Genomic DNA, 13,277 nt, shown 5'->3' with positions numbered 1-13,277 from the left:
TTCTACAAGAGTATTAGAAATAACCCTATTTGTGATAAAATGCTAATGTGAATTAATTCACATTAGCATTTTATTAAATGGTTAACAAGGGAGGAGAAACCAATTAAAAATAAACTTCTGTCCGCTGTATTTACTACGTTATTTATGGGGTTATTGTGGATGCTAAGTGGGTTTATTGGTTCAAGTGAACCATTTGGGATTGATGATTTCATGTTTATAGTGGTCATTATGGCTTATACAGCCTTTGGTACTTTAATATTTGGAATTCCCGTATCTCTTTTATCTGATTGGGTTTCGAACAAATTATCATCCTATCGCTTTATCGTCGCTGCATTTATTCATCTTTCTTTAGCGGTTGCTACATATTTTGTAATTGAGGATTTATCAGTTGTTGCTGTTGGAGCTGCGGTCTTTTTCTTTACAGCGGAAGAATGGCAGAATCGCAAACTTAGAAAGTTTCAAACGAAATCTTTTATTAGCAACACCTTGTTCGTCCTAGTGTTGTTTGCAGGGGTATGGGGTTTTTATCAACTCGATTTAGAACAAAAGACTGATATGCAGTATCTCATTCCTAAGGGGTATGAAGGCGTTATTGTCGTCAAATATAACCAAGAAGAGGAACCTCGTCTGGTAAAAGAAAAGGGTAAAAAAGTAATTCAAGTCTCTAAAGAAGAATTAGAATATACAAGTGTAGAAGATCGTATAGAATACGGTGTAGCAAAGACATCTTCTGATGAGCCTAAAGGTATGATAAATGATGAGTTTTATTACGTTACTAGTGATGGCAAAAGAACAAGGATTGATGATTCTTGTATTTATCGGAGTCGCTCAGGTAGTATTCATTTTGATGGAAAAGAAGGTCAAAGCTATGAAGTTCATCACGTAACAAACACAAACTGTGGAGACCAATTTAGTATTACGGGTAACCCGCTCTATAGTGATCAAGAATATGAAGTCATCGAACATTTATTTTCCGATTTCTACAAGTATTAGCTTTTTCGTTTCGAAGCCCTAATCACTCCCAGTTCTCTCTCTTGAGTCTTGTGCGTAAGGTATGAATACTATAATCCCCATACAATAGCAGATATGAAAGACTTTTTAGCAAGTATAGACGCATCGCCAGCGTTTTTCCGGTCTTTATAACACATAACTAATATAACTGCTGCAGAGTAAAAACTCTCCATAAGATTTACGCATATTTAGAATAACAGTACTAGAGGGACAAAAGATTCTTGAAGATGTAACCAAAGATACGTAAGGATTCCACCGAATTTAATTAACGAAAAGAAACCATATATATTACGAATCCATAAAAAGGTTTAGAAATGCTATCTCTATATCAATTTTTGTGGTCATCCTGTTACCTTAATAATAACGACTAAAGAACTCTTGAGTGATCTTCAACAATCTCGGAGCGTTTTCTTAATATTGGATTTAGGGAAAGAAGCTGTAAGATAGGAGTGTTCCTATGAAGAGAAGCTCATCGTTTGGCATTGTAATGGCTACTTTACTATTTGGATTGGTAAGCTGCGCAGGAAATGTTTCTGAGAAAAAAGTCGAGAGCGGAGTAACAGTTAGTGATGAAATAGCCGAAAAGAATGGCAAATTATCTAAGGATGATGCAGAAGTTATGATTTTTAATAAACTAAGTGACAAAGAAAAGCAGAAATACACCGTAGACTTTATTAAAGAAGAAGGAACAAAATATTATATTAGAGTTTACGATCATAGTAGTGGCAAAGTAAAAGTAAAAAAGATCTATACTATTGATTTTCATACAAAAGAAATTGAACAAATCGAATAAAAGGAACAATGAGTTCTCAAAAATTTTATAATCCCACATCATTAAAGGTTTTCTATCTTCCGCAATCTCGGAGCGATTACCGCATACTTAGGTAATCGCTCTTTCCAGTAAATTATTTATTAGACAAATAGAGGAGTTTTAGAAATGAAGCGAGTAGATGTAGTTTATGCTTTTATTTTAGACCCATTAAAACAAAAAGTATTAATGGTGAACAATGCACATTCAACTTGGTCTTTGCCAGGTGGAGCAGTTGAATTTGGAGAAACCTTAAAACAAGGAGTTATTCGTGAAACAAAAGAGGAGACTGGTTTAGAAATTGAAGCAGGACCGATTCTAGCAGTTAATGAAGCATTTTTCACTAAGCAGCAACATCACGGTTTAATGTTTACATTTCAAGCTACTGTTATTGATGGAGAGGTTCAAATTGAAGATAAAAATGAGATCACTGAGATAGAGTGGGTAGACTTTAATACTGCTAACGAGTTAATGCCCTACCATAAAAATGGAGTAGAGGAATTAATGAAATCTTCTTCAGCTTACACTTTTCAAGGGAATGTTAACTAGCAAACTAGAAAATATATGACTCATACATTATTCGATAATCTCGGAGCAATTCTGGAATATCATAGCAACATAAGTGTTGAAGAACGATCTTCAAGAATACAGGAGTGAGTTAAGAGTGCTGATGAAATTAATTCCAAGTGTGTGGGAAACAGCAAGGCTTACAATTCAAGATCTTAGTGAAAATGAAATTCATATTGTTCAAAAGTTATATGAACAAGGGAGATACATACACCAATGGGACGGCGGTAGCCTAGATTATGAATATGCTTATCGCTGTTTTACTGATGGCGACTTACCTCCCAATGGAACCAAAGACAAGTTTAAAATCCAGGTGATTAGAGTGAAGGAAACGGATACTATTGTTGGAATACTTACCACCTATCAAGGATATCCGAAGAATGAAACCTATTATATTAACTATCTATACATCGACAAGGAATATCACAAACAAGGACTAGGGAAAGAAGTCATTAGTGAATTCTTAAGTATTTTAAGAGAGTATAAATTTGGAGAGGTCCGAGCAAGTGTAGCAATAAAAAATTGGCCGGCTATTAGATTTTGGACTGGACTTGGATTAGATACGATTAATGGATTTTATGGAGATAATGAATATAGAGCTGATCATTACGCTGACATAGAATTAATTAAGAAGTTTTAATTAATTCTATGTCAGCGATTAAATCGGAGCAATTGTTCAATAAGATACTTGATTTATTTTCACAATAAATGATTGTCCGGAGGCTAAATCTAAAATGATAAAAGGTCATTATGTGTATTTAAGATCTATTAAAGATGAAGATATGGAAAGCATCTTTCAGTCAACTCAGGATAAAGAGTTTCTATATATGACCGGCACTCGAAAGTCTTTCGAACTGAATGAAATTATTGAAAGTTACAAACAGTTTAGTGAAGATTCTACGCGCTATGATTTTGCTATTTGTACCTTGGATCATAATATAGTAGTAGGTGACTTAGCAGTGTTAGATATAGACCTAGAAAATAAAAAGGCTGGCTTTAGAATATCACTTCACGATAAAAAAGTATTAAACAAAGGTTATGGTACTGAAGCAACTAAACTTGCACTTAAATTTACTTTTGAAGAACTTAGACTCAATCGTTTGGAATTAGAAGTATATTCGCATAACCTTCGAGGAATTAAAGCATACGAAAAAGCAGGCTTTAAAAAAGAAGGAGTCTTAAGGCAATCCCTATATATGAACAATACATATTCAGATGAGATCCTTATGAGCATACTTCAAGAAGAGTATTATAATAATTAACGACTCGTTTAAAAAAGTACTTTGAACTCAAGTCTTCTACTAACTCGGAGCTTATCTGTAGTAAGATAGACTCCTTTTAATGTGAAAGAAAAGATTGAGTTGTTCCCAATAATTTGAAATAATTGGTACTAAAGGTATGGGTAGCTTAACGGAAGACTCAGTTTCTAGATAAAGAAAGGTGGATGTTGTGAACAAAGAAAATCTTTTAAATATACTGGCTATATCTAGCCTGATTTTGAGTGTGAGTGTTTGGATTCCAAACGTAATATTTCAAGTTGCTAGTCCTTTTTGGCTTATAACATTTATTATAGCTCCAGTTGGTATAGTTTCTGCAGCGTTGATAAGAAACTATTGGCTAATTGTATCTAACACACTTATGTTGTTTAGTTTTTTTATTCTGATGTTTACTGGTAATATTGTGAATTACATAACTGGTGGGAATCACTAAAAACTTTGAATATATATGAAAAACACTCGATGAATACGAGTGTTTTTCAGTAGTTATTCTAAGTTTATAGCTTTTCTAGGTACCACTGGAATTAGTGTGCCTATTAGAGCAATTCCTGCACATACAACAAACATCATTGAAAATCCAGTTAGTGCTAAACTACTCACAGTTAGAAAAATAAGAATGTCAAATCCTGAATCTAAAATGGATAGAAGAGAGATCGTAGTTGCCCTAACATTCGATGGAATGATTTCATTAGAAAGTTGAGAGTAAACAGGGTATCTAATTGCACTTACAAGTTTAAGAACTAATAACACTCCTAATACCGTTCCCAGATAGGAGGTGAATGTTGCAACTCCTATAAGACCCAAAACAGCTAAAAGACCTGTTATAAATAAGAGATGTACACGACTTATCCTCTTTGTCATCCAACCTATTGACCTTGATGCTGTAAATCCTAAAAGAGCAGCACCAGCATAGACAATACCAATAAGGTAAACAGGAAGACCTGCATCAACTAATAACTTTTGATCAAACTCTCCAAAAATTGCAGTCGCGGGAATGAATACGAGAGTAATATTCATAAACATCCATAAAACTTGAGGATGCTTCTTTATTACAAAGAATCCCTCTTTAAGTTGTGATCGAATATCATTGGTATATGTTCCTTGGTTTGTTGGATTTTTTATATACAATAACAAAACGAATTCAATGGACATAAAAAACAAACTTAAAACAATTAACCGTTTAAATTGTCCATCAGATAAATCTTTTGCTAGAATCGCACCTATAATAACAACAATAATTGTAACTAAAAATTTTGCGGAACCAATTTGACCCATCGCCTTATCCATCTTATTCTCTTCGTTTGATAAGATTAACGACTCATAAATTAAAGCCTCATCTGCGCCACTAAAGAAGGTTGCAGCAATTCCGGTTAATAAGCTACTTAAAAAGAAAACCCAAGGATCATAAGCCCAAAGTAATAAAGCGTGACTACCAATACCTAATAATGAGCCTACTAAAAAAGAGGTCTTTGCTCCGTAACGATCTGCAAATATACCAGTAGGTACTTCACCTATTAGAACTCCGAGACTAAAGAAAGTCATGACTAAAAGAATAAGTGTTTCATCTAATCCTCGAGAAAAATAAAACAAAGTTAGCACTGGTGTGATAAATCGAATACTTCCAAAGATTTGCGACCAAAATAAGAAATTAATATTGTGTGCGGCTAGTGTATATTTCTTCATTAGTGTTCCTCCTGCTATAAATGAAATTACATTCAAATGGTGTATTAGCAGGAGTTAAAGCACGTCAGGTTATTGGATTTTTAACTTGCTCTCACTCCTGCTACTTTTGTGGAGTTAACAGCTAAAGTTTTTGACATAAAAAATACCTCCTTAAAATATTCCAACATTAATTGTACAATAATTCTAAAGAGTAAGTAACTAATATTAGTAAAAAAGTTAATTTAAGTTATTCCATAAAATCGGAGCTTATCTGTAATAGGATAGGCTTTTTTTGTAAAATAAATGATTGAGTTATTTACGCTCCTTTGAAACAATTGGAATAGAGTTTTAGATATTGAACTGAAGGTATAAAAGGTGGAATGAAGATGAAAGGATTATTTATTTCAATATTTACTTTTATAATAGTTTGGGCATTATATGGGGTGTTTTTCAATGACTTTGAAGAGGATATTTTATTTCTTACAATAGTAGGGATTATTACTGGTTATAACATAGGTAAAAGGCAGCGTGATTAAAGTAGATGTAGAAAGTATTTCTTCCATTATCTCGGAGCGATTATTCATTAAGAATAGTCGCATTTTCTTTAATAAAGAATGGGGAAAAGATTGTTGAAGACTCAGTTTCAAAACATTCGCTTGTATTAAACTAAATTGGATGGATTTCGTAGGTTTATTAGGAAAGGGAGCTTGCTTATTTTGAAAAAATCTAATTTGGCTAAGCTTATTTCAGATGGTGATTTTGAAGAAGCTAGGGTTATTAAACGCGAAATGGATATGGATGAATTTGCAAATGAAATAATGGTAATAGCATTTGAAGAAAAAGACATTAGTGTTTATACATTCATTTATTACCTTTTAAGCAGTGAAGAAGATAGTAGGTTACATCGAATAGCTTGTAACCTCATGTGTCATGTTTTTAAAGACTATAAAGGCGCATACAAATCAGGATTATTCCATACGAGAAGGGCTATAGAACTTTCTCCTAATTATCTAGCTTATAGAGAGATGTTATTATTCTTTGGTTCAATTCCAAATAAACTAATTTCAAATCACGAACTGAAAGAAGTATGTGAATTCATTTTAAGCAAAGATTCTAATAATGAGGCTGTAAAAGCATTCCAAAGTTTTAAAAGTCATAAAGTATAGGAGTTGTATTGAAATCTAGTCTTCCGCAAACTCGGAGCGATAGCTGCACAGTGGGGGGATCGCTTTTTGTGGTAACGGAGCAGTTTAGTTCAAAAAGAACTGGTAGTTGGGAAAGGATTTAAAAGATAACTAAGAATTGGTATTGACAATAAATACTAATAATTTCTTGAAATAAGGGGTGTTTTATAATTGATAAAACTCTCAGGGAAAGTAGTGAGTGGGTTAGGCAATTATTCATATTGGATTGAAAAATATCAGGACATTTATAAAGAGAAGACAGGGGTAGTTTTGTTTCCTGGAACATTGAATGTAGAACTAAATGAACCATATAATCTCCCTTATGATGTTATACGTTTGGAAAAAGAAGAATATGGTGGAGCAGTATCTGTCAGTATACTCCCTTGTGAAATATTTGGAAGGAATTCATTTATTTTAAGAACTGATGCCAATGAGAGTGGAAATGGCGACCATCCAAAGACAATTATTGAAATTGCCACCGATATAAAGCTTCGTGATAAATTCATCTTAAAAAATGGAGATGTAGTTGAGGTAGTTATCTCTTAAACAAGAACCTTGTACCATTAACGAAGAGCTTTAATTTAAGAACTGCTCCAACATATCCACGAAACCAAGTCTTCCATTATCTCGGAGCTATTGAAGGACAAGGCGATAGTGCTTTGCTGAAAAGATTAAGTATACACTGTGAGAAAAGCGAATATACCAATTTAAACACTCTTTAAGGAGGGGCTTGGTATTCGCTTAATATCATCCATTTTCAAAAATCCGAGTGAGCCATCTTTCTGTGTCGGAGGAGAATTGTGTGCATCCATAGAAAACTTGATAGTTACTTTTATAGCATTACTGATTATTTACTTTGGTTATAAGTTCATCTATAAACAGTAATAATTAAATTCTCCATACATTTAATGAGTAGTTACTTGTTCCATAATCTCGGAGCTTATCTGTAATAAGATAGGCTCCTTTTTAATTTGAAGTAAAAGATTGAGTTATCCGCACTAATTTGAAATAATTGGTATTAAGGGATTAGTCGTATTATAGAAAAATTAATTTTAAGTAAATTGGAAATCTATTCAGAAGGGGGGATGAAATCTTGAGGATAAGATTTTTTATGCTTGTATTGTTGATAGCTATTAGTTTAGCAGGTTGTATTCAGTGGGAAGAAGACGGTGAAAACAGTCCAGAAAAGGCAATAGATGAGTACGATAAATTTAAAGATGTGAAGATTTATGGTTCTCATCAAGTAGCCGATGATTTAACTTTGGTGGTACTAGAAGGGACATATACACAAAAGGGAATTTGGGTTGCGGAAGTTCATTTCATAGAAAAAGATAATAGGTGGAAAGTGAACAACATTACACACCTAATGGCACCAAATGAAAATTGGAGCCCTTTTGAAATAATGTTAGAGAGCGATGAAGGATATCGTGTAGGCTTTTTAAAGAGTGATTCAAAAAACAAGGAGATTGAAAAAGTTGATAAAGTAATCAACATAGAAAGTTACGATAATTGGAAGGTTTGGATACAAAAAAATTGATCGGTTGAAAGTAGAGATTGATTATAAACTGTTTGGTGACTGATATTCACTGTTCAGCAATCTCGGAGCTTTTAATTAAATGGCTATGTTAAAGTTTAATGTGATACTTCACAAAAAATAGGAACTTCCAGTGTTGTGGAAGTTCCTCTGTGGTATATTTTTCTTGTTAACTAAAGCAATAGGTAAAAAAGTTGGATATTATTTTCTCTCAATCACTGAAGATATCCTTCATTTCATTTTTTTCTTTTTTTAATCGCTGAAAATGCCTTTCTATCCGTCTTGCTATAAAAGGCAGAAATATTACTATTAACATAAGCCAAAGCATAAAAGTCCACCCCTAATCCTTCCGTTCGAGAAAAAAGAAATGTTAGATATTGAACTTACTTAATCTAAGTGTATCATAAGTTTTTGTACGAAATTTACCATCTTCCAGTATCTCGGAGCATATCTCAAAATAGATATGTTCTTTTTTGTATAAGAGATGGATTTTTCAGAACTATTTTGAAATAATTGGTATTGGAAGAATGAATAAATGGAGGGATATATCTTGAAAGTTGAATTTACAGGTCATGAATTAAACCCAGGACACGACATGAAGAAATTATCGATAATGACGGCACAATGCCTAGTAGAGGACATGCAAGATGGAGTGGAGGAGCAGAGAAAGATTCAAATCACTACATCAAATTCCTTAATCATTGCAGATAAACTAAATACCGCAGAGCCAAATGAGAGCAAGATGACGTTACTTGATAAGGCGCTATTGAAATCTGAGGATACTATGTTCCCTCTAATAAATGAAGGCAGCGTGACAAACTTTAACGGGATGCTTGTTTTGAGTAATGTAAAGATTGTCCCATTTGCTAACCCTGACAATGTCATTGAGTATGATAGTTATGCTCTTTATACTGATCATATTATGGGGTTCGGTCTAACAGAGTAGTGGAAGAAGAAGTTTTGTTTTACTTCTTCCACAAAATCGGAGCTTATCTTTAATTAGATAGGCTCTTTTGGGGAAAAAGATGGATTTATTAGTTCTATTTTGAAATAATTGGTATTAAGCATTTTGACTTAGATTAGATGCTAATAAAACTATTGTATTGCTTTTAGGAGGATTTTTATTTGAATACCAAAAAACTTGATTTGATTATCTTATTAACTCTGACCGTTGCAGTTCCGGTATGTACAATTCTACCGTACCTTGGAATAATTCCAGACTTTTTACTATTCTTCATCTTGCCAGTAGGAATTATCTTTTGCCTCATAGGAGTAATGGCTTCTGTTCTAAGGATACAAACTAGTAGTTGGAAACAATCATAACAAATATCAATGTTCCACAATCTCGGAGCGTTTCCAGTATAAAGTTTTGATTTGAGTGCTTGATTTTTTTGGAGGTGTAGGATGAAGAGGGCTAATTTGTCTAAATTAGATAAATGGCGAGCGAAGTATGGAGCGTTTGCTATAGCATTAAGTTGTTTAATTAGTGCGATCAATAGTTGGGGAGATAATTGGATTCTTACAAGTGTTTTATTATTAGGCGTATTGGTCTGTGGAATGATAAGTTTTTTTGATATTAAAAGATCCAAGACGGAAGAACTCTAATCATTAATGGTAGATAACTTTATTATTTCTGTTTGGATTTGCTAGAAGATATCTCTGAAACAAGTCTTCAAGTATCTCGGAGCGTTATTTTAAGATCTATTCCAAGAAATCTCGAAATCAAGTCTTGCGCGATTGCTCAATAGAATATTCGCCATTCTTACATAAGCAAAGGGAATTGAGCTAATTAAACTGACGTAGCAGAAGAGTTAAGGAAGTAATTTAAAGTTTAGTTTAAACAGTTCAAAATTAGGAGGGGTTAAATTGAAAAATTACAATGTCCTTTCAACCATCTGTTTAGGAACATTTATTATTTTGTTTTCTTTGATGATAAATGGCTTTTCTTTCGGTTCATTAGGTAAAATAGCAATAATCTCAATGCTCTTATTCCCATTATTAGGAGTTATTTTTGGGATTAAAGGTAAAAAGGGTGTTGGTAAATGGTTATTATCACTACTTAATGTTATTGCACTTATCACAATAGGATTCCTTCTTTTGCTTGGCTTCGGAATGGGTGAGGCATAAAGGAAGATTGCTGAACTAACTCGGAGCTTATCTGTAATAAAAGATAAGCTCTTTCTAATATGAAGTAAAAGATTGAGTTATTCGCCTTGATTTGAAATAATTGTTAATGAGCAAATTCTGCAGCCTTTTTTCGTTATACGGAGGGATTCATTTTGGAAAAGATGTTAGTTAAAACTGGTTTATATTCATTGGTTATTTCCTTTTTAATTTTGTTTGCTGGTGTAAGTAGAATGAAGTCTACAACAGATGTAAATGGAGTGACTTCAGTTGTAGAAATTACATATCCGGATTTCTTTTTTATGATTTCTCGATATTCTATTACCATTTCATTCATTATAGTTATTTGTGTATTTGTAATAATGCAGTATAAGAAGTACAAACGAATGAAATCATCTTGAAAGTTTGAAACTGGCTTAAGAGATAATTGTTGTTAAAGCGAGATAGGTACAATTGAATATTTTACAAGTGATCTTCCTGTATCTCGGAACGATTACTGCAAGATACACAGGAATATTTTTTAGAATGAAAGGTGTTTTTGGATGGATAATAGAGTAGCAGGGTTATTACTCATAGGTTTTTCTTTATTAACAGCAGTTATTGCATATGGTTTTGATCAGCTATCAAATGCAGTTAAAGAATCTGCGGGTTTTATGATAGCTGGAGGTAGCCTTGGTTCAAGTAATCCAAGCATCCCTTGGACATCAGTAATTTTAATTTTAATATCTGTTCTAATAGGTGTATACATAATTAAAAAGAAATAATCTTATTACACAATCTCGGAACTTTTTTACAGATTTATCGTAATAACACTAAACTAAGTTTTTATTAGGAGTGAAAGAGATGTTTGGAAATACACCAAAATGTTCAAATTGCGGTGGAGAAATAAAAGGAAATGATGTAGTCTACGTAAAGATGCGATATCCTGAGAGAAAAGGTATGACAGAGATAAAAGCATACTTGAATAATGAAGGTAAGTTCATTTGCGAGGAATGTTTTAACCAAAAGTAATCCATTGATTCTATTCAATATAATCGGAGCGATCTTTGAATAACCTGAGAAACCCCTTTTTTAGCTCCAATATCCACAATAAGCTTTAACATAGCTAAAAAACACAAAATAGAAGTGTAAAAAAAACCTTTTTAGTGGTTTTAATATAAATTAGCTGTTATAAAACACTGTTAGATTAAATTATTGGTAAGAGGGGAACTGTTGATGTCATCTTATAAACTTTATGGATTATTATTAACTTGCTCTACTTGTCTTGTAGGTGCTTTAGTCATTATGATCTCAGTTCTTTGTTTGGTGGCAGATGAGAGCACTTCATCTTTTTATAATCATTGGATATATTACATTCAAGTGCCCGTTTATTTTCTCCTAATTATCCCTTTTATTGCAGGTGTTTATTTGATGTTTAAGAAAATATAAGTTTTTTAGGCAGATATTTAAAATTGATCTGCTCGGGTTTAATAGTAGCCTTTTGTTATGAGATTATTTTAGATCTAAATGATAAAAGAACAATAATAAAATATTTAGATTGAGTAAGAATGACGGAATGAATAAAAGTAATTTGATATTGGGTCTTCCATTATCTCGGAGCTTATCTTTAATAAGATAGGCTCTTTTAAATGCTGGGATTATAATCTCTAGTAAGATTATCTGGCTCATGTATAAGTCTCCTTCTAAAGTTGTAGCTTATTTAATGCTCGCAGCCGAGGCGTCATATTAAATTCCTATATACACTTAATTCATAGAAAATATGAAAAGAGGAAGTGGATAAATATGATTGAAGGACTTTACGAAGCTCATTTACCAGTTAAAGATCTAAGATGTTCTATTCAATTTTATCAAAGCTTGGGGTTAGAGCTTGCTTGGGAAGGAGTTGGAATTGCTTTTATCTGGATTGAGAGGCATAAAAGTTGGCTAGGGCTCTGGGAAGGAGAAGAATATTTAACCGCATACCACCCATCACTAAGACATGTGGCTTTTAGAATTCCATTTGAAGAGATGAAGAACTCTGTGAATTGGTTGCATAGTAAAGGAATAGAAGCTGTACCTTTCGGAAACAGGACATCAGTGCAGCCATTTGTAAGGCCTAATCAGGGGAATGCTTCTGTCTATTTTAAAGATCCAGATGGAAACAGTTTGGAGTTCATGAGTTTTGTTTCTGTTCCGGACGAACTCAAACAAGAAAGTGGGAAATTTGAAATGACAAAGTGGATGGAAATAGTACGCCTAAGAGGAGAAGAGAATACCTTGTGAGGATAAGGCGGCTTACTTTAAAAACAAAACATCTTGATAAAATGAAAATTTTTTATACAGAAACTTTAGGTATGCCATTAACAAAAGAATGCCAAGAAAGTTTTCAGGTATCAATTGGTTCAAGTCAATTGAAATTCACATCAAGAAATGTAAAAGGCGATCCTTATTACCACTTTGCTTTCAATATCCCTTCAAATAAATTTAAAGAGGCTAAAGCATGGTTAGAAGGTAAAGTTGAACTGAATGAAGAAGAAGGAAAAGATGAGGCGGATTTCCCAAACCTTCCTGGCCATTCACTATACTTTTATGACCCTTCTGAAAATGTAGTTGAGTTTATCTCCAGACATTCTATAACCAAAGCTAGTGATGAACCATTTTCACAAAGTAGCATTCTAAGTATTAGTGAAATTAGCCTTACTGTGGATGATGCAATAAAAACTGGAAGACAATTAATGGACCTTGGGATTAACGAGCGTGATAACAAACAAATAAGCGACGAATCACTTAATTTTATGGGGAATCGTGCAATTGGCGTCTTTATTTTGTTAGTTCAACCAGGTAGAAGATGGATATTTTCTGATAAGGTTTCTGCTATTTATCCAATTGATCTAGAGGTAAATACGAATGATCAAATAGTAGTAAATGAGAACCATGCAGTAACAATTAATTCCACTAGCTAATAGATTTTAGGTGGTTATTCAAGTATCTCGGAGCGATTGAGGAATAGCATTCCAGTTTATGTGTTGGGACGATATTCTTGGATTATTAGTATTAATCGGAGAAATTAACGATTTGTGAAACCTAATCTGTTAGAATACAAAAATTAGTGAGAATTGGAATGAGGGGTC

19 protein-coding genes are annotated in these 13,277 nt (G+C 33.1%); 18 read left to right on the top strand and 1 reads right to left on the bottom strand.

Features of this window, described 5'->3' with window-relative positions; all coding sequences use genetic code 11:
• Window positions 1–159: 159 nt before the first annotated feature.
• The 6 genes from AC0VYH_RS18250 (at window position 160) to AC0VYH_RS18225 (ending at window position 4,096) form a co-directional block, all read left to right on the top strand.
• On the top strand, window positions 160–993 hold the full coding sequence (locus AC0VYH_RS18250; RefSeq protein ID WP_475366334.1) for a DUF6843 domain-containing protein: 834 nt from the start codon (window positions 160–162) through the stop codon (window positions 991–993).
• 475 nt (window positions 994–1,468) lie between these two features.
• Window positions 1,469–1,804 (top strand): hypothetical protein, encoded by a 336-nt coding sequence (locus AC0VYH_RS18245; RefSeq protein ID WP_475372880.1) that lies wholly within the window; start codon window positions 1,469–1,471, stop codon window positions 1,802–1,804.
• A 144-nt stretch (window positions 1,805–1,948) separates the two neighbouring features.
• Window positions 1,949–2,368, top strand: coding sequence for an NUDIX hydrolase (locus AC0VYH_RS18240; protein ID WP_283153683.1), 420 nt, complete (start codon window positions 1,949–1,951; stop codon window positions 2,366–2,368).
• Window positions 2,369–2,489: 121 nt separating this feature from the next.
• Window positions 2,490–3,026, top strand: coding sequence for a GNAT family N-acetyltransferase (locus AC0VYH_RS18235; protein ID WP_475369058.1), 537 nt, complete (start codon window positions 2,490–2,492; stop codon window positions 3,024–3,026).
• A gap of 94 nt (window positions 3,027–3,120) precedes the next feature.
• Complete coding sequence (locus tag AC0VYH_RS18230; RefSeq protein ID WP_475367579.1) at window positions 3,121–3,648, top strand: GNAT family N-acetyltransferase; 528 nt, start codon at window positions 3,121–3,123, stop codon at window positions 3,646–3,648.
• Between the two features lie 187 nt (window positions 3,649–3,835).
• On the top strand, window positions 3,836–4,096 hold the full coding sequence (locus AC0VYH_RS18225; protein WP_475367580.1) for a hypothetical protein: 261 nt from the start codon (window positions 3,836–3,838) through the stop codon (window positions 4,094–4,096).
• Window positions 4,097–4,149: 53 nt separating this feature from the next.
• Here AC0VYH_RS18225 and AC0VYH_RS18220 read toward each other — a convergent pair whose 3' ends face one another.
• On the bottom strand, window positions 4,150–5,346 hold the full coding sequence (locus AC0VYH_RS18220; RefSeq protein WP_475367581.1) for an MFS transporter: 1,197 nt from the start codon (window positions 5,344–5,346) through the stop codon (window positions 4,150–4,152).
• Between the two features lie 365 nt (window positions 5,347–5,711).
• Here AC0VYH_RS18220 and AC0VYH_RS18215 point away from each other — a divergent pair, with 365 nt between their 5' ends.
• From AC0VYH_RS18215 to AC0VYH_RS18160, 12 genes are all read left to right on the top strand, one after another.
• Window positions 5,712–5,861, top strand: coding sequence for a hypothetical protein (locus AC0VYH_RS18215; RefSeq protein WP_194218895.1), 150 nt, complete (start codon window positions 5,712–5,714; stop codon window positions 5,859–5,861).
• Window positions 5,862–6,041: 180 nt separating this feature from the next.
• Window positions 6,042–6,491 (top strand): hypothetical protein, encoded by a 450-nt coding sequence (locus tag AC0VYH_RS18210; RefSeq protein WP_475372879.1) that lies wholly within the window; start codon window positions 6,042–6,044, stop codon window positions 6,489–6,491.
• Between the two features lie 189 nt (window positions 6,492–6,680).
• Window positions 6,681–7,055, top strand: a complete 375-nt coding sequence (locus tag AC0VYH_RS18205; RefSeq protein WP_475367578.1) for a DUF120 domain-containing protein — start codon at window positions 6,681–6,683, stop codon at window positions 7,053–7,055.
• A 547-nt stretch (window positions 7,056–7,602) separates the two neighbouring features.
• A complete protein-coding gene (locus AC0VYH_RS18200; RefSeq protein ID WP_475372878.1) occupies window positions 7,603–8,046 on the top strand; it encodes a hypothetical protein in 444 nt (147 codons plus the stop codon).
• Window positions 8,047–8,593: 547 nt separating this feature from the next.
• Entirely contained in the window at window positions 8,594–8,989 is a 396-nt protein-coding gene (locus AC0VYH_RS18195) for a hypothetical protein (RefSeq protein WP_224600455.1), read from the top strand.
• 458 nt (window positions 8,990–9,447) lie between these two features.
• On the top strand, window positions 9,448–9,648 hold the full coding sequence (locus tag AC0VYH_RS18190; protein ID WP_475372877.1) for a hypothetical protein: 201 nt from the start codon (window positions 9,448–9,450) through the stop codon (window positions 9,646–9,648).
• Window positions 9,649–9,909: 261 nt separating this feature from the next.
• Window positions 9,910–10,170 carry a hypothetical protein gene (locus AC0VYH_RS18185; RefSeq protein ID WP_475372876.1) on the top strand — a complete coding sequence of 87 codons (261 nt, stop codon included), beginning with the start codon at window positions 9,910–9,912 and terminating at the stop codon, window positions 10,168–10,170.
• Between the two features lie 539 nt (window positions 10,171–10,709).
• Window positions 10,710–10,931 carry a hypothetical protein gene (locus AC0VYH_RS18180; RefSeq protein WP_475372875.1) on the top strand — a complete coding sequence of 74 codons (222 nt, stop codon included), beginning with the start codon at window positions 10,710–10,712 and terminating at the stop codon, window positions 10,929–10,931.
• A gap of 79 nt (window positions 10,932–11,010) precedes the next feature.
• A complete protein-coding gene (locus AC0VYH_RS18175; protein WP_475372874.1) occupies window positions 11,011–11,178 on the top strand; it encodes a Fe3+ hydroxamate ABC transporter substrate-binding protein in 168 nt (55 codons plus the stop codon).
• Window positions 11,179–11,382: 204 nt separating this feature from the next.
• A complete protein-coding gene (locus AC0VYH_RS18170; protein WP_475372873.1) occupies window positions 11,383–11,595 on the top strand; it encodes a hypothetical protein in 213 nt (70 codons plus the stop codon).
• A gap of 354 nt (window positions 11,596–11,949) precedes the next feature.
• Window positions 11,950–12,429 (top strand): VOC family protein, encoded by a 480-nt coding sequence (locus AC0VYH_RS18165; RefSeq protein WP_475367582.1) that lies wholly within the window; start codon window positions 11,950–11,952, stop codon window positions 12,427–12,429.
• Entirely contained in the window at window positions 12,426–13,109 is a 684-nt protein-coding gene (locus AC0VYH_RS18160; protein ID WP_475367583.1) for a VOC family protein, read from the top strand. Before AC0VYH_RS18165 ends, AC0VYH_RS18160 begins: the two co-directional genes overlap by 4 nt.
• Window positions 13,110–13,277 lie beyond the last annotated feature (168 nt).

The organism is Anaerobacillus sp. QJM3NY_32 (genome assembly GCF_056173645.1).
This window is presented reverse-complemented; position numbering and strand designations above follow the sequence as displayed.